Source organism: Kosakonia sp. H02, assembly GCA_030704225.1.
Taxonomy (GTDB): Bacteria; Pseudomonadota; Gammaproteobacteria; order Enterobacterales; family Enterobacteriaceae; genus Kosakonia.
This window is the reverse complement of record CP131915.1, coordinates 3,574,331-3,598,896: the sequence shown is the minus strand read 5'-3', so window position 1 is coordinate 3,598,896 and position 24,566 is coordinate 3,574,331. Positions and strand designations below refer to the sequence as shown.

The window sequence follows — 24,566 nt, the reverse complement described above, 5'->3', positions numbered from 1 at the left end:
TCGCGCTATGGCGTAATCATAAAAAAGATTGCTGCCGGAGTTGTTATGCCACGCTCATTACACCAGACCGAAACAGACCTGAACGCCGCCAACCTGCTGAAGCTGCCCGCTGAATTTGGCTGCCCGGTGTGGGTTTATGATGCACAAATCATTCGCGGGCAAATCGCTAAACTGCGCGAATTCGACGTGATCCGTTTTGCGCAGAAAGCCTGTTCCAACATTCATATTTTGCGCCTGATGCGCGAGCAGGGCGTGAAAGTGGATTCTGTGTCGCTGGGGGAAATCGAGCGCGCGCTGGCGGCGGGTTACGATCCGAAAACTCACCCGGACGATATTGTTTTCACTGCCGATGTGCTGGATGACGCGACGATTGCGCGAGTCAGTGAACTGGGCATTGCGGTGAACGCCGGTTCAGTGGATATGCTGGAGCAGCTTGGTGCAGTATCGCCGGGCCATCGCGTCTGGCTGCGGGTCAACCCCGGTTTTGGTCACGGCCACAGCCAAAAAACCAACACCGGCGGCGAAAACAGTAAACACGGGATCTGGTACGGCGATATGGGCGCGGCGCTGGACGTGATGCAGCGTTACCAGTTGAAACTGGCGGGCATTCACATGCATATCGGTTCCGGTGTGGATTACGGCCATCTTGAGCAAGTGTGCGGCGCAATGGTGCAGCAGGTGGTGGAATTCGGCCAGGATCTGCACGCTATTTCGGCGGGCGGCGGCTTGTCGGTTCCTTATCGTGAAGGTGAGGAACCGGTCGATACCGCCCACTATTACGGGCTGTGGAATGCGGCGCGTGAGCAAATCGCCAGGCATCTGGGCCATGCGGTAAAACTGGAGATCGAACCGGGGCGCTTCCTGGTGGCCGAATCCGGCGTGCTGGTCTCACAGGTACGCAGCGTGAAAAACATGGGCAGCCGCCATTTTGTGCTGATCGACGCCGGGTTTAACGACCTGATGCGCCCGGCAATGTACGGCAGCTATCACCACATTACGGCGCTGGCCGCCGATGGCCGCGACCTTCAGCATCAACCGTTGATCGACACCGTGGTTGCCGGGCCGCTGTGTGAATCCGGCGATGTCTTTACCCAGCAAGAGGGCGGCAAAGTGGAAACCCGCGCGCTGCCGGCGGTGAAAGCGGGGGATTATTTAGTGCTGCATGATACCGGTGCGTATGGTGCGTCGATGTCCTCTAATTACAACAGCCGCCCGCTGCTGCCGGAAGTGCTGTTTGATAATGGCGTTGCGCGCCTGATCCGCCGTCGCCAGACCATTGAAGAGCTGATTGGTCTCGAACTCATTTAACCTTTCTTCCCGATCCCGCCGCCCCTGGTGGGATCGCTCCTCCCGCAAAACCTTGCTTAGCGTAAGGTGGTATGCCAAAGCCCCGCTGCGTTGCATTTTGGAATACCAGATAGCGCGTTGCGAGACGTGTCACAGAACTTTTCCCGCTGCATAGCTATTTTTGGTATGCCAAATGGGACTTAAGCCGTATCCCTGTATCGATAAAAAGCCCCTTTACTGAGGTGTTACTCATGGCCCTACAAGAAAAGCTCATCGATTCTCTGGGTAGTTTTGCGACGAAATTCAACAGCTATCGCTACATCATGGCGATCAAATCCTCGTTTATTACTCTGATGCCGGTGATTATCGTCGGCGCGTTCTCCGTGCTTATCTCTAACATGGTGCTGGATCCGAAAAACGGTCTCGCCAGCTTCCAGTCCCTCTCATTTCTGGCCGCGCTTAAACCGATTACCAGCGCCATTAACTACGCCACGCTGAACTTCCTCAACATCGGCGCGGTGTTCTTAATCGGCATCGAACTGGGGCGAATTAACGGCATCAGAACGTTGTTTCCCGGCCTGCTGGCGGTGATCTGCTTTATCTGCGTCACGCCAACGACTGTTGAAATGCTGGTCGACGGGCAGATGCACGTGGTGAAAGACGTACTGCTGCGCCAGTTCTCTGATACCCGTAGCCTGTTCCTCGGCATGTTTATCGCCATTTTGTCGGTAGAGATTTATTGCTGGCTGGAGAACCGCGAAGGGCTGAAGATCGAAATGCCGGACACCGTGCCGCCTAATGTTTCAGCCTCGTTTTCCGCGCTGATCCCGGCGATCATCACCACCACGGTAATTGCCACCTTTGGCTTTGTCTTCCATCAGGTGACCGGCATGTATCTGTACGACGCCGTTTACCAGGTGGTTCAGCAGCCGCTGGAGCGCGTGGTGCAAAGCCTGCCGGGGATTTTGCTGCTGATGTTTGTTGCGCAACTTTTCTGGGTGATTGGTATTCACGGCAACCAGATGATTAAACCTATCCGCGAACCGCTGCTATTAGGTGCCATCACCGTCAATATGAGCGCCTTTGAGCAGGGCAAAGAGGTGCCGAACATCATCACCATGCCGTTCTGGGATGTGTATATGAGCATTGGCGGCTCCGGGCTGACCATCGGCTTGCTGGTGGCGGTGATGATCGCCACCAAACGCAAAGAGATGAAAGAGATCGCCAAGCTGTCGATTGGGCCGGGGATCTTCAACATTAACGAGCCGGTGATTTTCGGCATGCCTATCATGCTCAACCCGATCCTCGCGATCCCGTTTATCATCACGCCGCTGGTCACCGGTTCGATTGGCTACTTCGCGACTGCCACCGGTTTCGCCGGAAAAGCGGTGGTGATGGTGCCGTGGACCACGCCGCCACTGATTAATGCCTGGCTCTCTACTGCCGGTTCGATGGGCGCGGTGGTCACGCAGCTTATCTGCATTCTTACCGCTATTCTTATTTACCTGCCGTTTGTGAAGATTGCCTCACGCCGCGCCGAGCAGGCGCAGTTACAGGCAGAAGCCACCAATAACGCCTGAGGATGCAATGAGCACAAAAACTGTCGCGATACCACCGTCGTTTATTCTCGGCGCCGCCGCGTCGGCCTGGCAAACCGAAGGCTGGACAGACAAACGCGAGGGCCAGGACTCCTGGCCCGATCTCTGGTACAAAAACGATCGTCACGTCTGGCACGAAGGCTACGGCCCGGCGGTGGCGACTCACTTCTATCAGCGCTTTCGCGAAGATGTGCAGTTAATGAAGCAGGCAGGGCTGACCCACTATCGCACGTCGATTAACTGGTCACGTTTTCTCACGGATTATGAACATGGCGTGGTGGATGAGCGCTATGCCGCGTATTACGACGCGCTGTTTGATGAGATGGCGCGCCACGGCATCGTGCCGATGATTTGCCTTGAACATTACGAACTGCCCGGTTATTTGCTGGAAACCTACGGCGGCTGGGCGTCGAAAAAAGTGGTCGAACTCTATCTGCTGTATGTCGAAAAAGTGTTTGAGCGCTATCACCACAAAGTGACGCGCTGGTTCACATTCAACGAGCCGATTGTGGTGCAAACCCGCGTCTATCTGGACGCGCTGCGCTGGCCCTACGAGCAGAACACCGGAACCTGGATGCAGTGGAACCACCATAAAAACCTCGCGACGGCAAAAGTGGTGAAGCTGTTTCGCGAAAAAGGTTACGCCGGAACGGTGGGCTGCATTCTCAACCCGGAAGTGACCTACCCGCGTTCGCGTGCCCCGCACGATGTGCTCGCCGCCGAGCGTTACGATCTCTTTTATAACCGCGTATTTCTCGACCCGATGGTCAAAGGCCACTATCCGCCAGAGTTATTACAACTTCTGGAAAAACATGGCGTGAAGTGGGATTACAGTGACGAAGAGCTGGCGATCATTCGCGATAACACTGTCGATGAACTGGGCATTAATCTTTACTATCCGCACCGCGTCAAAGCGCCGTCCCGTGCCTGGCACCCGGAAACGCCTTTCCATCCGGCGTATTACTACGAGCCGTTTGAACTGCCGGGGCGCAAGATGAATAAATCCCGCGGCTGGGAGATCCTGCCAGAAATTATCTATGACATGGCGATGCGCATTAAAAACGACTACGGCAATATTCCGTGGTTTGTGGCCGAAAGCGGCATGGGCATTGAGAACGAAGGGCAGTTTCGCAATGCGCAAGGCACCATCGAGGATGACTACCGCATCGACTTTATCGCCGCGCATCTGTACCAGACGCTACGCGCCAGGGAAGACGGCGCAAACTGCCAGGGTTATATGCTGTGGGCGTTTACCGATAACGTTTCGCCGATGAACGCCTTCAAAAACCGTTACGGGCTGGTGGAGATTGACCTGCAACACAACCGCGACCGCAGGCCGAAAAAGTCCCTCGCCTGGTATCGTAAATTGAGCGATGAGCGTCAGTTGACCCTGACCCTTGATGATGACGTAAGATAGTGCGCAATTATTGATAAGTGCAGGTGATATTGTGGAGAAGGCCGTCGTCCCGCCGGAAAAAAAGCAGTACCAGGAGATTGGCGAAGATTTACGCGATCAGATAATCCAGGGCCATTATCCCGTGGGTTCGCGCTTGCCGCCCGAGCGCAATATCGCCGAGAAATATGGCGTCAGCCGCACCATCGTTCGCGAAGCGTTACTGATGCTGGAGCTGCAAGGCACGGTGGATATCCGCCAGGGCTCCGGTGTCTACGTGATGCGCATTCCGCAGGCCCATGAAAACGAAGAGGAGCGCTTTTTAAGTAGCGACGTCGGCCCGTTTGAGATTTTGCAGGCGCGCCAGCTACTGGAGAGCAATATCGCCGCCTTTGCCGCCAAAATGGCAACGCGGGCGGATATCGACAATCTTAGACGCATTCTGGAGCAGGAACAGCGTGCCATCGCCATGAATGACACTTCGCAGGATAACAGCAAAATGTTTCACCTGGTGCTGGCGGGCGCATCGCAAAACCAGATGCTGCTGGCGACGGTAGAGAGCATCTGGCATCACATGGACAGCAGCCCGTTGTGGCAGCAATTTAATGTGCATATCGCCAGCCGCCCGTACCGGCTGAAATGGCTGGGCGACCGGCAAACGCTGCTCGCCGCCCTGCGCCGTCGCGATGTAATGGGTGCCTGGCAGGCGATGTGGCAGCACCTGGAAAACGTAAAAAAGAGTCTGATGGAGCTGTCGGATGAAGACGCGCCGGACTTCGACGGTTATCTGTTTGAATCGGTGCCGATTTTCCAGGGGAAATTAATGTGAAGATTATTCCTCTGTATCAGGCACCGCAGTTTGCCGAACAGGTTATCGACTGGCTGTGGCAGGAATTTGGCGATTCACTGTCGCGCGATTTTTTCGCCAGTATTATCGAACACAGCCAGACGCCGGGGCAGTTGCCGCTGACCTTTGTGCTGGTGGATAACGATCAATTACTGGCAACCGTGGGGCTGTGGCGTTGCGACTTGATAAGCCGCCAGGATCTCTTCCCGTGGCTTGCCGCGCTGTATGTGAAAGAGAGTGCGCGCGGTCAGGGGCTGGCCGGGCAGTTACAGCGCCATGTTATTGAGCAGGCGAAAGCAATGGGCTTTAGCCAGTTGCATCTTTACTCCGCCTGCCGCGATTTTTACGAACGCTTTGGCTGGCAGTACATCGGCGACGGCCTCGATTACCCTGATACTACCGTGCATTTGTACCGCATTGCGCTTTGATGTTTTGTCGGATGGCGTATATGTCACGAAGCAATGGGCTTTAGCCAGTTGCATCTTTACTCCGCCTGCCGCGATTTTTACGAACGCTTTGGCTGGCAGTACATCGGCGACGGCCTCGATTACCCTGATACTACCGTGCATTTGTACCGCATTGCGCTTTGATGTTTTGTCGGATGGCGTATATGTCACGGTTGTGGAATGGTTCCGTTCACCAGGCGTTCAGTGGTTTCAGAGACTCGTCATGCAGTGAACGGGACAAGGGGAGCACCGCGCTCCCCTTGTCAATCCCCGCGGCCCCGCAGGGAAATCGGTGCTTCGCACTGCGCTCACCTCCCGAGTGCCTGCCTGCGGTCGGCTCGACTCGCCGTCCTGGCTCGGTTCGCCTCTGGCCGCCATCCCTGGCGTCCAGACCTTGTCATTCACTCTTCGGTTCGCCGATTTCGGCGGGGACTCAACCCCTCGCGGTGAGATTTGAGCGAATAAAAAATTCCGTGTTGCTGAAGGTTTTGTAGGCCGGATAAAGCGCAGCCGAACGGCGATCGGGATTAACTCTCCGGCGGTGCAATCACCGAATGGCGCCGCACCAACGTCGGGTTAAACACATGCGTAATGTCCGGTAACGGACGGTTTTCTGCCAGCGCTAATGCTAACTCGGCGGCCTGGGTTGCCATGGTGACAATCGGGTAACGCACGGTGGTTAAACGCGGGCGAACGTAGCGCGATACCAGCACATCATCAAAACCAATCAGCGAAATCTCACGCGGCACATCAATGCCGTTATCATTCAGCACACCCATCGCCCCGGCGGCCATTGAATCGTTATAACAGGCCACAGCGGTAAAATTGCGCCCGCGCCCAAGCAGCTCGGTCATTGCCTGCTCGCCGCCGCTCTCATCCGGTTCGCCGAAGGTCACCAGCCGGTCATTGCACGGCAAACCGTTCTCTTTCAACGCAGCGTAATAGCCTTGCAAACGATCGTCGGCATCGGAAATTTCATGATTAGAACAAAGGTAACCAATGCGCGTATGGCCCTGTTGAATAAGATGGCGCGTTGCCAGCCAGGCACCGTAGCGGTCATCAAGCGCCACGCAGCGCTGCTCGAAGCCCGGCACAATCCGGTTAATAAGCACCATGCCCGGCATCTGCTCCATCAGCGAGGCAAGATCCGCATCAGGAATGATTTTGGCGTGCACCACCAGCGCCGCGCAGCGGTGGCGGATCAACTGCTCAATCGCTTTGCGCTCTTTTTCTTCGTTATGGTAGCCGTTGCCAATCAGCAAAAAATTGCCGGTGGCGGAAGCGACCTGCTCAACGGCTTTCACCATCGCGCCGAAAAAAGGATCTGACACATCGCCGACCACCAGGCCGACCGTTTCGGTGGACTGTTGCGCCAGCGCGCGGGCGTTGGCATTGGGGTGGTAATTGAGCGTATCCATCGCGCTTTGTACCGCCTGGCGTGAACTCACACTCGCCTTCGGTGAGCTGTTAATCACGCGGGAAACCGTCGCGACAGAAACCCCTGCCAGCCGCGCTACATCTTTTATGGTCGCCATGACGCACCTTCCTCTGGGTAAGCGTTTACACGCTGCTAAGTGTTACGGAAAAAGGGAGCCTGTTCAAGGAAGTTGGCTGGCGGGAGTGTGCAAACGTGAGCCAGCGCGAAGGAAAACCGTGAAAACGTTACACAGTAAAAATTGCAAAGTAATACAGGCAGAATCTTTGCTTACACTTTGCGAAAGGCTGTTTCGATTGTCTGCTGGTGGCAAATGAGGTCCCCGTGACAGAGTAGTGATCCCAGAGGTATTGATAGGTGTGCGTAACCCTTGTGGTTGCAGACTCCAGTTACACCAACCTGCGCAGATGCGCAGGTTTTTTTTCGCCCGCGTTTTATCCCTCCGCACTTCTCATGTAATCTGCCACACTCTGAAGATAACTTGCTTAATTGACTGGCAAAAGGAGTTGAAATGCTACTGGGCTTTTTCCGCGGCCTGTTTCGCGTGTTGTTCCGTATCCAGGTGACCGGAAACACACAGGCACTGCACGGCGAACGTGTGCTCATTACCCCTAACCATGTCTCTTTTATCGACGGCATTTTGCTGGCGCTGTTTCTCCCCGTACGGCCGGTTTTTGCGGTCTACACCTCGATAAGCCAGCAGTGGTATATGCGCTGGATAAGCAAGCTGATTGATTTTGTACCACTCGACCCGACAAAGCCGATGTCAATCAAACACCTGGTGCGCCTGATTGAGCAAGGCAGGCCAGTGGTTATCTTCCCGGAAGGGCGCATTTCCGTTTCCGGCTCGCTAATGAAGATTTATGACGGAGCCGGTTTTGTGGCGGCGAAATCGGGCGCAACTGTTATCCCCCTGCGTATTGATGGTGCAGAGCTGACTTACTTCAGCCGCCTGAAAGGGCTGGTGAAACAGCGTTTGTTCCCGCGCATTACCCTGCATATTCTGCCGCCAACGCACTTACCGATGCCGGATGCGCCGCGCGCCCGCGATCGCCGCAAGCTGGCCGGTGAGATGCTGCACCAGATTATGATGGAAGCGCGCATGGCGGTGCGCCCACGTGAAACGCTGTTCGAAGCGTTGATCTCAGCGCAGTATCGCTACGGTGAGAGCAAACCCTGTGTCGAAGACATCAACTTCACCCCGGACAGCTACCGCAAGCTGTTGACCAAAACGCTGTTTGTTGCGCGCATTCTCGATAAATACAGTGCCCAGGGCGAGAACATCGGCCTGATGTTGCCAAATGCCAGCATCAGCGCGGCGGTGATTTTCGGCGCGATTGCCCGCGGGCGTATTCCGGCGATGATGAACTATACCGCTGGTGTAAAAGGGCTGGGCAGCGCGATCACCGCCGCACAAATCAAGACTATCTTCACCTCGCGCACCTTTATGGATAAAGGCAAGCTGTGGCATCTGCCGGAGCAGTTAACGCAGGTGCGTTGGGTCTATCTGGAAGACCTGAAAGGGGACGTCGGTCTTGAAGATAAAGTGTGGATTTTCCGCCACTTGCTGACGCCGCTGAAAGCGCAGGTGGCGCAAAAGCCGGAAGATCCGGCGTTGATCCTCTTTACCTCCGGTTCAGAAGGCAACCCGAAAGGCGTGGTGCACAGCCACAAGAGCCTGCTGGCGAATGTCGAGCAAATCAAAACCATCGCTGATTTCACCGCCAACGACCGCTTTATGTCGGCGCTGCCGCTGTTTCACTCCTTCGGCCTGACGGTTGGCTTATTCACGCCGCTGCTGGCTGGCGCGCAGGTGTTCCTCTACCCAAGCCCGCTGCATTACCGCATCGTGCCGGAACTGGTGTATGACCGTAACTGCACGGTGCTGTTTGGCACCTCGACTTTCCTCGGCCATTACGCGCGTTTCGCCAATCCGTATGACTTTTTCCGCCTGCGCTATGTGGTTGCCGGAGCGGAAAAATTGCAGGAGAGCACCCGCCAGATTTGGCAGGATAAGTTCGGCCTGCGCATCCTTGAAGGCTACGGCGTGACCGAATGCGCGCCGGTGGTTTCCATCAACGTGCCGATGGCGGCAAAACCCGGTACGGTTGGGCGAATTTTACCCGGCATGGATGCGCGTTTAATGGCAGTGCCAGGAATTGAAGAGGGCGGCCGCCTGCAACTGAAAGGGCCAAACGTGATGACCGGCTACCTGCGAGTGGAAAATCCCGGCGTGCTGGAAGCGCCGGTGGCGGAAAACGTCAATGGAGAGATGGAGCCAGGCTGGTACGACACCGGCGATATTGTGCGTTTTGACGAGCAGGGTTTTGTGCAGATCCTGGGTCGTGCGAAGCGGTTTGCCAAAATCGCAGGAGAGATGATCTCTCTGGAGATGGTCGAGCAACTTGCGACAGCAGCGTCACCTGAAAAAATGCATGCCACCGTCGTGAAAAGCGATGCCAGCAAAGGCGAAGCGCTGGTGATGTTTACCACCGATAGCGAGCTAACGCGTGATACGTTGCAGCAGCAGGCACGTGCGCACGGCATCCCGGAACTGGCGGTGCCGCGCGATATTCGTTTCATGAAACAGCTACCGGTGTTAGGCAGCGGTAAGCCCGATTTCGTGACGCTGAAAAAGATGGTTGATGAGGCGGAAACCCAACATGCATGAGTCAGTAAGCACTAACTCCTCGCTGTGGTCGCGCGGAATGATGGCGGTGATCGCCGCCCAGTTCCTTTCGGCCTTTGGCGATAACGCGCTGCTGTTTGCCACCCTGGCGCTGCTGAAAGCGGAGTTCTATCCCGACTGGAGCCAGCCGATTTTGCAGATGGTGTTTGTGGGCGCTTACATCCTTTTTGCTCCCTTTGTTGGTCAGGTGGCCGACAGTTTTGCCAAAGGGCGCGTGATGATGGTCGCCAACGGCCTGAAACTGCTCGGCGCGGCGAGTATTTGCGCAGGTATTAACCCCTTTGTTGGCTATTTACTGGTGGGAATAGGCGCAGCGGCCTACTCACCGGCTAAATACGGCATCCTCGGCGAAATCACCACTGGCGATAAGCTGGTGAAAGCCAACGGGCTGATGGAGTCCTCGACGATTGCCGCTATCCTGCTCGGCTCTGTTGCCGGCGGCGTGCTGGCCGACTGGCATGTGCTGGCGGCGGTAGGGGTTTGCGCGCTGGTTTATGCGGGCGCCGTGGTTGCCAATCTGATGATCCCCAAACTGCCTGCGGCGCGACCGGGGCGTTCCTGGCGCTTTGCGCCAATGACATCCAGCTTCTTTCACGCTTGTAAAAGCCTGTGGCATAACAGCGACACCCGTTTTTCGCTGGTCGGCACCAGCCTGTTCTGGGGCGCGGGCGTCACGTTGCGCTTTCTGCTGGTGCTGTGGGTGCCGGTGGCGCTGGGCATTAGCGATAACGCCACGCCGACATATCTCAACGCGATGGTGGCCGTCGGCATTGTGATCGGTGCCGGGCTGGCGGCAAAACTGGTGACGCTGGAAAAAGTGACCCGCTGTATGCCTGCCGGGATCCTGATTGGCGTCGCGGTGGTGCTGTTCTCGTTACAACATGCATTACTGCCCGCCTACGCGGTTTTGATGCTAATTGGCGTGCTGGGCGGTTTTTTCGTGGTGCCACTGAATGCGTTATTACAGGCGATCGGTAAAGAGTCTGTCGGCGCGGGTAACGCGATTGCGGTGCAAAATCTCGGTGAAAATGCCGCGATGCTGCTGATGCTGGGGCTTTATTCCCTGGCGGTGAAAGTTGGCGTGCCGGTGGTGGGAACGGGGGTTGGTTTCGGTGTGCTGTTTGCGGTGGCGATTGCGGCGCTGTGGGTGTGGCAGCGCCGCCGCTAATAATTACGGTGCCGGGTAGGTATAAACCTGATGCACCGCTTCGATCTCTGCCAGAACGTCGTCGCTCAGCTCCAGGTGGAAGCTCTCAATATTGGTTTTTAGCTGTTCCATCGTCGTCGCGCCCAGCAGGGTGCTGGCGACGAAAGGCTGGCGGCGCACAAAGGCCAGCGCCATTTGCGCCGGATCCAGGTTATGTCGCTTCGCGATATCGACATACGCGGCTACCGCTTTTTGCGCCTGCTCGCCGCTGTAACGCGTAAAACGGCTAAACAACGTATTGCGCGCGCCTGCCGGTTTCGCACCGTTAAGGTACTTGCCGGTCAGGGTGCCAAACGCCAGGCACGAATAGGCCAGCAGTTCGACACCTTCATATTGGCTCACTTCCGCCAGACCCACTTCGAAGCTGCGGTTCAGCAAGCTGTAGGGGTTCTGAATGGTCACAATGCGCGGCAATTCATGTTTCTCTGCCAGATGCAGATAGCGCATCACGCCAAATGCCGTTTCGTTTGAGACGCCGATATAACGAATTTTCCCCGCGCGTTGACACTCGGTCAGGGCTTCCAGCGTCTCCAGCAGCGTCACGACCGGTGCGCTCTCAACCCAGCTGTAACCCAGCTTGCCGAAGCAGTTGGTGGGGCGCTGCGGCCAGTGAACCTGGTAGAGGTCGAGATAATCTGTTTGCAAGCGCTTTAAGCTTTCATCGAGCGCTGCACGAATATTTTTGCGATCCAGCGCCTGGTTCGGACGAATGCCGCTGTCGTTGTTGCGACTCGGGCCGCTGACTTTAGAGGCGATAACCAGTTTTTCACGGTTGCCGCGTTTCGCCAGCCAGTTGCCGACGTAGGTTTCAGTCAGCCCCTGCGTTTCCGGGCGGGGTGGAACAGGGTACATTTCGGCGACATCAATCAGGTTGATCCCCTGGCTGACGGCGTAATCGAGCTGTGCATGGGCGTCGGCTTCGCTGTTTTGTTCACCAAACGTCATTGTGCCCAGCCCCAGGGTGCTTATTTCAAGCGAACTGTGGGGGATACGGTGATACTGCATAGCCGGCTTCCTTAAACATGCAATGTCAGTTGTGACAAAGGAATATAAACATGGCAGAGGGGAAGCAAAAGGGAAAGGAAAAAATGGATTAAAGGCCAGCAGGTGACTGACCTTTAAAGAGATTTCTTAGCGCTCAATAATCTGGGAGACGTCATCGCGGTTAATCTGCATCTTATTACCTTGCTGATCGTGATAGCTCACCAGCCCGGTATCATCGTCAATTTCTGGTTTTCCGTCCGTCAGGATCATTCTGCCGTCTTTTGTTGCCATCACATAATCACTGCTGCATCCGGTGGCTGCGCATACGAGCCCCACTGCGGAAATAATCACTGCCCATTTCTTCATCGATATTGTCCTCTTGTGGCTTATCCTCACAGAAGTGTAGTAATAACGCGCTGTTGCGTGATGAAAAAGTGGGATTATCTGAAAATCGACGGCGAAGGCGCAGAAAAGAGAAGAAACGCTCCCCCTTTCGAGGAAGCGTCCTGTTTACAGCGGGTTCTTTTTGTTGCGCAGCAGGTTCAGGGATTCGACGGCTATCGAGAAGAACATGGCGAAATAGATATAGCCTTTCGGCACATGAATGGAGACGCTTTCCAGGATCAGCGTAAAGCCGACAAGGATCAAAAATGACAGCGCCAGCATTTTGACCGAGGGGTGACGATCGACAAAATCACCAATCGGACGGGCGGCGAACATCATCACTCCCACGGAAATAATCACCGCGGCCATCATGATAAACAGATGATCGGAGAGACCGACGGCGGTTATCACTGAGTCCAGGCTGAAAATAATATCCAGCAGCATAATCTGCACAATCGCGCCAAAGAAGGAGTGAACGTTGGTTTTCAGCCCTTCTTCTTCGCCTTCGATCGATTCGTGGATCTCTTTGCTTGCCTTCCAGATCAGGAACAGGCCGCCTAAGAAAAGAATCAGGTCGCGAGCAGAGACATTGTGGTCAAACACGCTAAATAGCGGGTGTGTCAGCCTTGTGACCCAGGCAATAGAGGCCAGCAACAATAACCGCATGATCATTGCTGCCGCCAGCCCAAGCCTGCGGGCGTGATTGCGTTGAGCGGTGGGGAGTTTTGCGACAACCAGAGAGAGAAAAATAATGTTGTCGATCCCAAGAACGATCTCCAGTAGCGTCAGTGTACCGAGCGCGAGCCAGGCGTTGGGATCGGTGATCCATGCAAATAACATCGATAAAGTCCTGCCAAAAAAAGAAGCGCTAATTATAAGCGCCGATAAACATCTGGCAAAAGTTTAATAAGGCGACAATAAAAAATGGCGGGCCAGTAGCGCGCCGGTGAAGTTCTTTTTCAGGTAAAAACCGCGCGGTAGCGTCAGGATGGGCTCGCCGTGTTCACCAATGGCTTCAGTCAGGGCTTTACTGTTGGCAGCCTTTGGTCGCAGTTGCAGCACTTCCCCGTGACGCGCGGTAATACGCGTTACCTGGCCTAACACAATCAAGTCCATCAGCTCTTCCCAGTCGAGGCGCAACTGCCGTTCCTCCTCTTCGTTTGGGCTCCAGAGTAGCGGCGATCCGACCCGCCTTTCCGCCACCGGGATGTCGCGTGAACCTTCAATAGGAACCCATAAGACACGCTTCAGTTTGTGCCGCACATGGCTGGTTTCCCATACGACGCCGCTGTTACCCGTCAGCGGCGCAACGCAGACGAACGTCGTTTCCAAAGGGCGCCCCTGGTTATCCACCGGAATGGTTTTCAGCTCAACGCCCAGTGCGGCAAAATCCTGCTCGGGCTTGCTGCCCGCACTGGCTCCCAGCCACAGCTCAAGTAATACGCCTGTCCAGCCTTTATCCCGCTTCAAATCACGTGGCACAGGCATGCCCGCGAGCGCTGCCAGCTCGCCCAGAGTGTAGCCAGCAAGACGCTGGGCCTGGGTTAATAAGTGTGCTTCAGATTCCGGTGGTGAGGTGAGGGGAGAGAGTGCCAACATGCCAGGACCTTCTGGTTAAAAAGTAAACAGCAGTTTTCCACCGCATTCGGGCAGTTTACCTGTTTCAAATAACGTTGAGCAATTCAATGATTTGTAAGGACATTTATTTACTGCATGAAAGAGTTGCGCAACAGGGCGGCAGTTTTTCCAAATCTGGTCACTGACAATGAACAGGATCTTACACCCTGTTATCCACAGAAAAGTGGGATAACTAGTAAAAAGCCGCACTACTGTTTCCATTTACAGCCTTGACGTGCGACGAAAATCGAATTTCTGCACAAAATATGCCTAACTTATTGGCATAATCTGTGGATAAAACCGACTCTGTTCGATCTTTCATCACTGCCAGGATCCATAGCGTGATGATCGTCACCTTATGTGCTGGGAAAAGAGTGGATATGGTATTAACTTAATGAATTAATTGTTTTAATTTTTTGACCTTAAGAATGTGTGATTCAGACTTCTCTGGGTTTTCCCTGGGTAATTCCATACTTCTTCACAACTCTATCCACAGAAAAGGTGAATAAAACCCGGCGGCAAGGACAAGTGCTGTTTATAACTCTGACAATAACTGTGAGTTATTCAATTGTTATCCGTTCTCATCCCTGTCAGAGAGTGGTTTACCGTTTTCCGGGAGTGTGAAACAATCGCTTCATTCAGGTTTATTTTGAGGTAGTCCGGTGATTGATGACGATGGCTACCGCCCAAATGTGGGAATCGTAATCTGTAATCGGCAGGGTCAGGTCATGTGGGCCAAACGCTTTGGACAACACTCGTGGCAATTCCCCCAGGGGGGAATTAACCCAGGGGAGTCTCCCGAGCAGGCAATGTACCGGGAACTGTTCGAGGAAGTGGGCTTAAGTCGTAAAGATGTTCGTATCCTTGCTTCTACCCGTAACTGGTTGCGTTACAAGTTACCGAAACGTTTGGTGCGTTGGGACACAAAGCCGGTTTGCATCGGCCAGAAACAAAAATGGTTTCTCTTGCAGTTGGTAAGTAATGACAGCGATATCAACATGCAAACCAGCAGTACACCCGAGTTTGATGGCTGGCGCTGGGTGAGCTACTGGTATCCTGTTCGCCAGGTCGTGTCGTTTAAACGCGATGTCTACCGGCGGGTGATGAAAGAATTTGCAGCTGCGGTTTTGTCGCTTCAGGAGGCACCTCCTAAGCCACAAAATGCGCCTGCCTGGCGACGTAAACGAGGTTAAGCCACCCATATTATGCTCACCCGACTGCGAGAAATAGTTGAGAAAGTCGCCAGCGCGCCACGTCTTAACGAAGCGCTGGAAATACTGGTTACCGACGTTTGTCTGGCGATGGAAACCGAAGTGTGTTCGGTATATCTCGCAGACCACGACCGGCGTTGTTACTACCTTATGGCGACGCGCGGTTTGAAAAAACCGCGTGGTCGCACTGTTGCGCTCGCGTTCGATCAAGGCATCGTCGGTCTGGTAGGCAGGCTGGCGGAACCTATCAACCTTGCCGATGCGCAAAAGCACCCCAGCTTTAAATACATTCCCTCTGTAAAAGAAGAACGATTCCGCGCTTTTCTCGGCGTACCGATTATTCAGCGTCGTCAACTGCTTGGCGTGCTGGTGGTGCAGCAGCGTGAACTTCGCCAGTACGATGAAAGCGAAGAGTCTTTCCTGGTTACGCTTGCCACGCAGATGGCGGCGATCCTCTCGCAATCTCAGTTAAATGCGCTGTTTGGTCAGTATCGGCAGACGCGTATTCGCGCACTGCCCGCGGCACCAGGCGTGGCGATCGCTGAAGGCTGGATGGATGAAACGCTGCCATTAATGGAGCAGGTTTATCCGGCATCCACGCTCGATACCACCCATGAACGGGAACGCTTAACCACCGCGCTGGAAGAGGCGGCCAATGAGTTTCGCCGCTACAGCAAACGCTTTTCCGCCGGGGCGCAAAAAGAGACGGCGGCGATTTTTGACCTCTATTCGCACCTGCTTTCCGATGCCCGTTTACGCCGCGAACTGTTTGAGGAAGTAGACCGTGGCGTGGTGGCTGAATGGGCGGTGAAAACCGTAATTGAAAGCTTCGCCGCGCAGTTTGCGGCGCTCAGCGATGGTTACCTGAAAGAGCGCGCCGGCGATCTGCGTACCCTCGGCCAGCGCCTGTTGTTCCATCTTGATGACAATATTCAGGGACCAAATACCTGGCCTGAGCGTTTTGTGCTGGTCGCCGATGAACTGTCGGCGACTACGCTTGCGGAATTGCCGCACGATCGACTGGCCGGTGTGGTCGTACGCGATGGCGCAGCCAACTCCCATGCCGCCATTATGGTGCGCGCACTGGGCATTCCGACGGTTATGGGGGCGGATATTCAGCCTTCTGTGTTGCATCGCCGTAAGCTGGTGGTGGATGGTTACCGCGGTGAACTGCTGGTGGATCCTGAACCGGTTCTGTTGCAGGAATATCAGCGTCTCATTACTGAAGAAAATGAGTTAAGCCGTCTTGCCGAAGATGACGTCAATCTGGATGCCCGGCTAAGCAGCGGTGAGCGCGTAAAAGTGATGCTCAATGCCGGTTTAAGCCCTGAGCATGAAGAGAAGCTCGGCAAGCGCATCGACGGCATTGGGCTTTATCGCACCGAAATCCCCTTTATGTTGCAAAGCGGCTTCCCTTCGGAAGAGGAGCAGGTGGCGCAATATCAGGGCATGTTGCAGATGTTCAACGACAAACCCGTGACGTTGCGTACGCTGGATATTGGCGCGGACAAGCAACTGCCATATATGCCGATTAGCGAAGAGAACCCGTGCCTTGGCTGGCGTGGCATTCGTATTACGCTCGATCAACCGGAGATTTTCCTTATCCAGGTGCGCGCGATGCTGCGTGCGAATGCGGCCACCGGCAATCTCAGCATTTTGCTGCCGATGATCACCAGCATTGATGAGGTGGACGAAGCGCGCAGGCTGATTGAACGCGCTGGGCGTGAAGTGGAAGAGATGATCGGTTATGCCATTCCGAGACCGCGTATCGGCGTGATGCTGGAAGTGCCGTCGATGGTATTTATGCTGTCGCACCTGGTAAACCGGGTCGATTTCATCTCTATCGGCACCAACGATCTGACGCAGTACATTCTGGCGGTGGATCGTAACAATACCCGCGTGGCGTCCATGTATGACAGTTTGCACCCGGCGGTGCTGCGCGTGCTGGCAATGGTCGCAAGCGAAACTGAACGGTTAGGCATCGATCTTTGCCTGTGCGGTGAGATGGCGGGCGATCCCATGTGCGTTGCGGTGTTGATTGGTCTTGGCTACCGTCATCTGTCGATGAACGGGCGCTCCGTGGCGCGTATTAAATATTTGCTGCGTCGCATCGATTGCGAAGAAGCGCAGACGCTGGCTCAACGTGCGCTGGAGGCGCAACTGGCAACCGAGGTGCGCCATCAGGTCGCTGCCTTTATGGAGCGGCGCGGGCTGGGCGGTTTGATCCGTGGCGGCATTTAAAGGAATATTGCACGCATATGTGTAGGCCGGGTAAGGCGAAGCCGCCATCCGGCGATCAACATGCACCGCAGCGCGCTTGCTTTATACATAACTTTTACAACATAGCTGCAACCTGCTCCCTGTGCCTTATGCTATGATTCGCAGCTTTGGAGCGGCCGCCTGGTGCAGTCGCATACGTGTACCGCTGCCCACTTTCGGCGGAATAACAACAAGTTGTGGTGACAGATGAACAGTGGCTATCTGCATTTTCCGGATTTTGATCCGGTGATTTTCTCCGTTGGGCCCGTTTCCCTCCACTGGTACGGTTTGATGTATCTGGTGGGTTTCGTTTTTGCCATGTGGCTGGCAACTCGCCGGGCTAATCGTCCGAACAGCGGCTGGACGAAAAACGAAGTCGAAAACCTTCTCTACGCAGGCTTTCTCGGGGTATTCCTTGGTGGCCGTCTCGGCTACGTGCTGTTCTACAATTTCCCGCTGTTCCTTGATGATCCGCTCTATCTGTTCCGCGTATGGGACGGTGGCATGTCCTTCCACGGCGGTTTGATCGGTGTGATCGTGGTGATGATTATTTTCGCCAAACGCACCAAACGCAGCTTTTTCCAGGTCTCTGATTTTATTGCTCCCCTGATCCCGTTTGGTCTCGGCGCAGGACGCCTGGGCAACTTTATCAACGGCGAGCTGTGGGGACGTGTCGATCCGTCATTCCCCTATACCATGCTGTTCCCTGGCTCACGCGCAGAAGATATCGCGCTGTTGCCTGCACACCCGGAGTGGCAATCTATTTTTGATACTTACGGCGTGCTGCCGCGTCATATGTCTCAGTTATATGAGCTGGCGCTGGAAGGCGTAGTCCTGTTTATCATCCTTAACCTGTTTATCCGCAAACCGCGACCGACCGGCTCCGTCTCTGGCTTGTTCCTGATTGGCTACGGCGCGTTCCGTATCATTGTTGAGTTTTTCCGCCAGCCCGATGCGCAGTTTACCGGCGCGTGGGTGCAGTACATCAGCATGGGGCAGATCCTCTCTATCCCGATGATTGTCGCAGGCGCAATCATGATGATTTGGGCATACCGCCATCGTTCGCCGCAACACGTTTCCTGAGGAACCATGAAACAGTATTTAGAATTGATGCAAAAGGTGCTGAGCGAAGGCACCCCGAAAAATGACCGCACCGGGACTGGCACGCTGTCTATTTTTGGCCACCAGATGCGTTTTAATTTGCAGGACGGCTTCCCGCTGGTGACCACCAAGCGTTGTCATTTGCGTTCAATTATTCATGAGCTGCTGTGGTTTTTACAGGGCGATACCAATATTGCTTACCTGCGCGAAAACAACGTCACCATCTGGGACGAATGGGCTGATGAAAATGGCTCCCTCGGCCCGGTTTATGGCAAACAATGGCGCGCATGGCCTACGCCTGACGGTCGTCATATCGACCAGATTTCAACGGTTATCAACCAGTTGAAAAATGACCCGGACTCCCGTCGCATTATTGTCTCGGCCTGGAACGTCGGCGAGCTGGACAAAATGGCGCTGGCGCCGTGCCACGCGTTTTTCCAGTTCTACGTTGCAGACGGCAAGCTCTCGTGCCAGCTTTATCAGCGCTCCTGCGATGTGTTCCTCGGTCTGCCGTTCAACATCGCCAGCTATGCGTTGTTAGTGCATATGATGGCGCAGCAGTGCGATCTGGAGCCGGGTGATTTTGTCTGGACGGGTGGCGACACGCACCTTTACAGCAATCATCTTGAGCAGACCCATTTGCAACTGAGCCGTGAACCCCGCGCGTTGCCAAAACTGATAATCAAACGCAAACCTGCCTCGCTGTTTGATTACCGTTTCGAAGACTTCGAAATCGAAGGCTACGATCCCCATCCTGCAATTAAAGCGCCGGTCGCTATCTAACCTCGCTTAGCATGTCATAACCGGTACATTAACGTGCCGGTTTTTTTTGCCTGAAAATCACATCTGCGGCAACGCTTCCGGGCGCGGTGCAACTCGCTGCAACGCCGTATATTTCTTGCGTAACGCCTCGAAAACGCGCTTTTTGCGCCTCGACGAGATGACATGCCAACGTCAGACTGCCGCCATGAAAAAACAAGATGGATTCACCCTGATTGAAACCCTCGTTGCGGTGGCGTTGGTCGTTATTCTGAGTGCGGTGGGTATCTCTGGCTGGCAAAGCTGGCAGGCGCAGCAGCGGCTGTGGCAGACCGCGTTACAGGCGCGTCACTTTCTGGAGCGACTGCGGGAGGATGCCAACTGGCACAATCGCCCGCAGGTTGTTTACAGCGCGCGGGAAGGCGAGCAGTGGTGTTTGCTTACCACCACGTCGCAAACGTGCGCAACTGAGGGCGCGTTTGTGCTGCGCCCCGCCTGGCCGGATATCTCGCTGGGGGAGGTTACCCCCTCGCTCGGGTTCTATGGTTTGCGCAGCACCGCCTGGCCTGGTCATATTCGCCTGCGCAGCAGTGCAGGAGAGTGGCGGGTCGTGGTGTCAGCGTGGGGGAGGATCAGGATGTGTCGGCACGCGGCGGAGAGTGTATGTTAAGCGAGCAGCAGGGGTTTTCATTACTTGAGACAGTGCTGGCAATGGCGATTGGCAGCGTATTGCTGCTCGCTTCCGCGCGTTTTTTGCCGGGGTTGCAACTGGCGGTCACAGAGCATACAAAGATCCAGACCGTAGAAGACGATCTCTGGCAGCGGCTGCGGGCAGTCGCGAAACACCTGCAACGTGCGGGTTACTGCAAGGGCAGTTGCAGCGGTCAGCCGCTGTTTATCAGCAGTACGGGAGAGTGCGTGATTGCGCAGTGGGATGCCAACAACAATGGCCGATGGGAGGCCTCCGCCAGCAGTGACGCAGAGCAAACCGGCTTTCGCCTGCAAAGTGGCGCACTGGAAACCCTACGCGGTGCAACGTCCTGCGTCGGTCGTGGGTGGGAAAAGGTCACCGATCCGGCGCAGATGCGCGTTGAGCATTTTTCAGTGACGAAACGCCAGACGGCGGGCTTTGCCCCACAACTCACCGTCACGCTTACTGCCAGTGTACCGGGCAATACCGGCAAGGTAGTAAGCGGCGAGCTAAGCGTGACGGGATATAACTTATGAACCGACAGCGAGGCATGTCATCCCTGGCATTGGTACTCCTTTTATTGTTGCTGGGTAGCCTGCTGCTAAATGGCCTGAACCAGCAATTGACCAGCCATATCTGGCGCGTGAACCACGAAGGTCAGGGTATACGCAATGCGGCGCAAGTGCATTCCGCGATGGAATGGGCGCGTCGACAAGTGTGGTTACCGCTGCCTGCACAACAATGCCTGCAACCTGCCGGGCAGGGTGTGCGAAGCTGCCTGCGTATTTTCGCTGACAGTTCCGCGCTGCTGATTGTGGCAAATACAGAAACCATGCTGTGGCGTCTGGGGCGCGTGGATAACGCAACGGTGCGGTTCCTGCCCCATGGCTGGAGCGATTTCTGCCCGCTTTCGGAGGAAGCGCTATGTCAGTTGCCATAAACAGAGAGCAGGGTTTTAGCCTGACGGAAGTTCTGCTGGCCATGCTGTTAATGGTGATGGTGATGACCGCGCTTGGCGGTTATCATCGCGCCCTGGCATCCGGGTTTGCCTCCGCCAGCCAGGGGCGACAGCTATGGCGTTATGCATGGCAGCAGGCGCAACCGAACGCATCGCCTCTGCCGCCGGGTTGGCAGGTTTTGCAGGGGCAGACAACAACAGAAGGATGTGTCAGCATCAACGTCACCGTTATCTCGCCAGTGGGCAGGCAGGGGAAAATGACGCGCTTATTTTGCCCAAATAGTCAGTAGCCAGGAGCATGTATGTTAAGGGTTTATCACTCCAATCGTCTGGATGTGCTTGAAGCGTTGATGGAGTTTATCGTCGAGCACGACAGGCTCGAGGATCCCTTTGCACCCGAAGTGGTGATGGTGCAAAGCACCGGCATGGCGCAATGGCTGCAAATGACGCTGGCGCAAAAGTTTGGCATTGCCGCCAATATCACGTTTCCGCTCCCGGCGAGCTTTATCTGGGACATGTTTGTCACCGTGCTTGACGATATCCCCAAAGAGAGCGCTTTCAACAAACAGAGCATGAGCTGGAAACTGATGTCGTTGCTGCCGGATATGCTGGCGCAAGAAGAGTTCGCCATGCTGCATCACTATCTGCATGACGATGATGACAAGCGTAAACTCTTCCAACTCTCTTCCCGCGTGGCGGATCTCTATGACCAGTATCTGGTCTACCGCCCCGAATGGCTGACACGTTGGGAAGCGGGTGAAATGGTCGACGGGCTCGACGACGCCCAGCGCTGGCAAGCGCCGCTCTGGCGCGCCCTGGTGGAGCATACCCGCGCACTGGGACAGCCGCATTGGCACCGTGCCAATCTCTATAAACGCTTTATTGATAAGCTCGAGGCTGCACAAGAGCCGCCTGCCGGGCTGCCTGCCCGCGTTTTTATCTGCGGGATTTCCGCTCTGCCGCCTGTTTATCTACAGGCCTTGCAGGCGCTGGGCAAACACATTGATGTCCATCTGCTGTTCACTAACCCGTGCCGCTACTACTGGGGTGATATCAAAGACCCGGCGTTTCTGGCGAAGCTTATTACCCGCAGGCGTCGCCACCACCGGGACGATCGCCAGCTTCCGTTGTTTCGCGATACGCAACGTGCGGAAGGTTTGTTTAATGGCGAGGGTGAACAGGATGTCGGCAACCCGATGCTGGCTTCCTGGGGCAAACTGGGGCGTGACAATATTTTCCTGCTGGCCGGGATGGAGCGCTATGAAGAGCTGGATGCGTTCGTTGATGTTACGCCCGGTACGCTGCTGCAAAACCTCAAATATGACATCCTTGAACTGCAAAACGGCGCGGTAGCTGGCGTGACCGCAGAAGAGTTTGCCCGCAGTGACAAAAAACGTCTGCTCGATCCGGACGATCGCAGCGTCACGGTGCATATTTGCCACAGCCCACAGCGCGAAGTGGAAGTGCTGCATGACCGCCTGCTGGCGATGCTGGAAGAAGACCCCGAACTGACGCCGCGCGATATCGTGGTGATGGTCGCCGATATCGACAGCTACAGCCCTTATATCCAGGCGGTATTTGGCAGCGCCAGCGGCGATCGCTATTTACCCTTTGCGATTTCTGACCGTCGCGCACGACAGGCGCACCCGGCACTTCAGGCCTTTATCAGCCTGCTATCGCTACCGGACAGCCGCTTTGTTTCTGAAGATGTGCTGGCACTGTTGGATGTCCCCGTGCTGGCTGCGCGTTTCAATATCAATGAAGAGGGGCTGCGCTATCTGCGCCTGTGGGTGAACGAGTCTGGTATTCGCTGGGGCATGGATGACGACAACGTGCGCGAGCTTGAACTGCCGCCGACCGGCCAGCATACCTGGCAATTCGGCCTGACGCGTATGCTGCTCGGCTATGCAATGGAGAGCCGCCAGGGCGAATGGCAATCCATTCTGCCTTATGACGAATCAAGCGGGCTTATCGCTGAACTGGTGGGTCACCTGGCCTCACTGTTAATGCAGCTCAATATCTGGCGCAGAGGGCTTTCCCAGGAGCGTCCGCTGGAAGAGTGGCTGCCCGTTTGCCGTGAAATGCTCAATGACTTTTTCCTGCCGGATCAGGAGACCGAAGCAGCACTGGCGCTTATTGAGCAGCAGTGGCAGGCGATCATCGCCCAGGGCGTTAGCGCAAACTACGGTGAAGCCATTCCCCTGTCGCTATTGCGTGATGAGCTGGCCCAACGTCTTGACCAGGAACGCATTAGCCAGCGTTTCCTCGCCGGGCCGGTCAACATCTGTACGCTGATGCCGATGCGCTCCATTCCATTTAAAGTCGTTTGCCTGCTGGGTATGAACGACGGCGTTTACCCGCGAACGCTGCCGCCGCTCGGGTTTGATCTGATGAGCCAGAAACCGCAGCGCGGCGATCGCAGCCGCCGGGACGATGACCGCTATCTCTTTCTCGAGGCGCTGATCTCGGCTCAGCAACAGCTCTATATCAGTTACATTGGCCGCTCCATCCAGGATAACAAAGAGCGTTTCCCCTCTGTGCTGGTGCAGGAGTTGGTGGACTATATCGGCCAGAGCCACTATTTGCCGGGTGATGAAGCGCTCAACTGTGACGGAAGCGAACAGCGTGTAAAAGCGCAGATCACCCATCTGCACACGCGTATGCCGTTCGATCCTGCTAACTACACACCGGATGAATGGCAAAGCTATGCCCGCGACTGGCTGCCCGCCGCAAGCCTGCAAGGCGAGGAGCATTTGCCCTTTATTCAGACCCTGGAAACGCCAGCGCTGGAGACACTGCCCTTTGATCAACTCCAGCGTTTTTGGGCGCATCCGGTGCGCGCCTTTTTCCAGATGCGTTTGCGGGTCAATTTCCGCCCGGAAGAGGAGGATATTCCCGATGCCGAACCGTTCATTCTCGATGGCTTAAGCCGCTATCAGCTCAATGACGAACTCTTAAATGCGCTGGTTGAAGAACAGGACGCGGAAAAGTTGTTTCGTCGTTACCGGGCGGCGGGTGTGCTGCCGTATGGTGCGTTTGGCGAAATTATCTGGGAGACGCAGTGCCAGGAGATGCAGGAATTGGCCAGCCGTGTCATTGAGCACCGTCAGCCAGCGGATAACCTCGAAATTGATCTGCATTGCGCAGGCGTGCATCTGACCGGTTGGCTCTCCCATGTGCAATCTGACGGGCTGCTGCGCTGGCGTCCTTCGCGCTTAAAGGTCTCGCAGGGGCTGCAACTTTGGCTGGAACATCTTGTCTACTGTGCCAGTGGCGGAACCGGAGAGAGCCGGTTGTTTGTCCGCAAAGACGGGCAGTGGCGCTTTCCTGCGTTACCGGCCGAACAGGCGATGCAGTATCTTGCGTTGATGATCGAGGGGTATCGCGAAGGGATGGCAAAACCTCTGCTGCTGCTGCCGGAAAGCGGCGGGGCGTGGATAAAAGCCTGTTATGACGCGGCAAATGATGCCATGGTAAAGGACGACGAGACGTTACAAAAAGCGCAGAGTAAATTTTTGCAGGCCTATGAAGGCAATATGGTGGTCAGCGGCGAAGGCGATGATGTCTGGTATCAGCGCCTGTGGCGAACCCTGGAGCCGGAGTACTACGCGGAAATTACCGAACTGGCGCAACGTTTCCTGTTACCGCTTTATCGACATAATCAGCCCGGTTGATCGTATAAAAATTGCGCGAAATGGAG

Annotated in this window: 21 protein-coding genes and 1 pseudogene; 17 read left to right on the top strand and 5 right to left on the bottom strand. The window is 55.4% G+C overall.

Annotation, left to right across the window (positions count from 1 at the left end; genetic code table 11):
• Window positions 1-45 precede the first annotated feature (45 nt).
• The 6 genes and pseudogenes from lysA (at window position 46) to Q5705_16845 (ending at window position 5,715) form a co-directional block, all read left to right on the top strand.
• Entirely contained in the window at window positions 46-1,308 is a 1,263-nt protein-coding gene (gene lysA, locus Q5705_16870) for a diaminopimelate decarboxylase (protein WLI76239.1), read from the top strand.
• Between the two features lie 230 nt (window positions 1,309-1,538).
• Window positions 1,539-2,867, top strand: a complete 1,329-nt coding sequence (locus Q5705_16865; protein WLI76238.1) for a PTS transporter subunit EIIC — start codon at window positions 1,539-1,541, stop codon at window positions 2,865-2,867.
• A gap of 7 nt (window positions 2,868-2,874) precedes the next feature.
• On the top strand, window positions 2,875-4,302 hold the full coding sequence (locus Q5705_16860) for a glycoside hydrolase family 1 protein (protein ID WLI76237.1): 1,428 nt from the start codon (window positions 2,875-2,877) through the stop codon (window positions 4,300-4,302).
• Between the two features lie 31 nt (window positions 4,303-4,333).
• Window positions 4,334-5,107, top strand: a complete 774-nt coding sequence (locus Q5705_16855; GenBank protein WLI76236.1) for a GntR family transcriptional regulator — start codon at window positions 4,334-4,336, stop codon at window positions 5,105-5,107.
• A complete protein-coding gene (locus Q5705_16850) occupies window positions 5,104-5,553 on the top strand; it encodes a GNAT family N-acetyltransferase (protein ID WLI76235.1) in 450 nt (149 codons plus the stop codon). The genes Q5705_16855 and Q5705_16850 overlap by 4 nt, the downstream gene beginning before the upstream one ends.
• 30 nt (window positions 5,554-5,583) lie before the next feature.
• A pseudogene (locus Q5705_16845) lies at window positions 5,584-5,715 on the top strand (GNAT family N-acetyltransferase).
• A gap of 383 nt (window positions 5,716-6,098) precedes the next feature.
• On the opposite strand, the gene galR reads toward Q5705_16845, so the two are convergent.
• Window positions 6,099-7,106 (bottom strand): HTH-type transcriptional regulator GalR, encoded by a 1,008-nt coding sequence (galR, locus tag Q5705_16840; GenBank protein WLI76234.1) that lies wholly within the window; start codon window positions 7,104-7,106, stop codon window positions 6,099-6,101.
• Window positions 7,107-7,517: 411 nt separating this feature from the next.
• On the opposite strand from galR, the gene aas reads away from it, so the two are divergent.
• Complete coding sequence (aas, locus tag Q5705_16835) at window positions 7,518-9,677, top strand: bifunctional acyl-ACP--phospholipid O-acyltransferase/long-chain-fatty-acid--ACP ligase (protein ID WLI76233.1); 2,160 nt, start codon at window positions 7,518-7,520, stop codon at window positions 9,675-9,677.
• Window positions 9,670-10,863: a lysophospholipid transporter LplT gene (gene lplT, locus Q5705_16830; GenBank protein ID WLI76232.1), complete on the top strand. Its 1,194-nt coding sequence runs from the start codon at window positions 9,670-9,672 to the stop codon at window positions 10,861-10,863. The genes aas and lplT overlap by 8 nt, the downstream gene beginning before the upstream one ends.
• Before the next feature lie 3 nt (window positions 10,864-10,866).
• On the opposite strand, the gene Q5705_16825 is transcribed toward lplT, so the two are convergent.
• From Q5705_16825 to mutH, 4 genes are all read right to left on the bottom strand, one after another.
• Window positions 10,867-11,907, bottom strand: a complete 1,041-nt coding sequence (locus tag Q5705_16825; protein WLI76231.1) for an NADP(H)-dependent aldo-keto reductase — start codon at window positions 11,905-11,907, stop codon at window positions 10,867-10,869.
• 126 nt (window positions 11,908-12,033) lie between these two features.
• A complete protein-coding gene (locus Q5705_16820; protein ID WLI76230.1) occupies window positions 12,034-12,252 on the bottom strand; it encodes a YgdI/YgdR family lipoprotein in 219 nt (72 codons plus the stop codon).
• Between the two features lie 144 nt (window positions 12,253-12,396).
• Window positions 12,397-13,110, bottom strand: coding sequence for a TerC family protein (locus Q5705_16815; GenBank protein WLI76229.1), 714 nt, complete (start codon window positions 13,108-13,110; stop codon window positions 12,397-12,399).
• A 63-nt stretch (window positions 13,111-13,173) separates the two neighbouring features.
• Complete coding sequence (mutH, locus tag Q5705_16810) at window positions 13,174-13,869, bottom strand: DNA mismatch repair endonuclease MutH (GenBank protein ID WLI76228.1); 696 nt, start codon at window positions 13,867-13,869, stop codon at window positions 13,174-13,176.
• A gap of 680 nt (window positions 13,870-14,549) precedes the next feature.
• Here mutH and rppH point away from each other — a divergent pair.
• The 9 genes from rppH (at window position 14,550) to recC (ending at window position 24,540) form a co-directional block, all read left to right on the top strand.
• Complete coding sequence (gene rppH, locus Q5705_16805; GenBank protein ID WLI76227.1) at window positions 14,550-15,080, top strand: RNA pyrophosphohydrolase; 531 nt, start codon at window positions 14,550-14,552, stop codon at window positions 15,078-15,080.
• A gap of 12 nt (window positions 15,081-15,092) precedes the next feature.
• Window positions 15,093-17,339: a phosphoenolpyruvate--protein phosphotransferase gene (gene ptsP / locus Q5705_16800; protein ID WLI76226.1), complete on the top strand. Its 2,247-nt coding sequence runs from the start codon at window positions 15,093-15,095 to the stop codon at window positions 17,337-17,339.
• Window positions 17,340-17,564: 225 nt separating this feature from the next.
• Window positions 17,565-18,440 (top strand): prolipoprotein diacylglyceryl transferase, encoded by an 876-nt coding sequence (gene lgt / locus Q5705_16795; GenBank protein WLI76225.1) that lies wholly within the window; start codon window positions 17,565-17,567, stop codon window positions 18,438-18,440.
• A 6-nt stretch (window positions 18,441-18,446) separates the two neighbouring features.
• Entirely contained in the window at window positions 18,447-19,241 is a 795-nt protein-coding gene (gene thyA / locus Q5705_16790; GenBank protein ID WLI76224.1) for a thymidylate synthase, read from the top strand.
• A 184-nt stretch (window positions 19,242-19,425) separates the two neighbouring features.
• The gene (locus Q5705_16785) at window positions 19,426-19,887 is read left to right on the top strand and encodes a prepilin peptidase-dependent protein (GenBank protein WLI76223.1); all 462 of its coding nucleotides are present in this window, start codon (window positions 19,426-19,428) and stop codon (window positions 19,885-19,887) included.
• Window positions 19,881-20,444: a prepilin peptidase-dependent protein gene (locus Q5705_16780; GenBank protein ID WLI76222.1), complete on the top strand. Its 564-nt coding sequence runs from the start codon at window positions 19,881-19,883 to the stop codon at window positions 20,442-20,444. The genes Q5705_16785 and Q5705_16780 overlap by 7 nt, the downstream gene beginning before the upstream one ends.
• Window positions 20,441-20,848, top strand: a complete 408-nt coding sequence (locus Q5705_16775) for a DUF2509 family protein (protein ID WLI76221.1) — start codon at window positions 20,441-20,443, stop codon at window positions 20,846-20,848. The genes Q5705_16780 and Q5705_16775 overlap by 4 nt, the downstream gene beginning before the upstream one ends.
• Window positions 20,833-21,156: a prepilin-type N-terminal cleavage/methylation domain-containing protein gene (locus Q5705_16770; GenBank protein WLI76220.1), complete on the top strand. Its 324-nt coding sequence runs from the start codon at window positions 20,833-20,835 to the stop codon at window positions 21,154-21,156. Before Q5705_16775 ends, Q5705_16770 begins: the two co-directional genes overlap by 16 nt.
• Window positions 21,157-21,168: 12 nt before the next feature.
• Window positions 21,169-24,540 carry an exodeoxyribonuclease V subunit gamma gene (gene recC / locus Q5705_16765; GenBank protein ID WLI76219.1) on the top strand — a complete coding sequence of 1,124 codons (3,372 nt, stop codon included), beginning with the start codon at window positions 21,169-21,171 and terminating at the stop codon, window positions 24,538-24,540.
• Window positions 24,541-24,566: the final 26 nt, after the last annotated feature.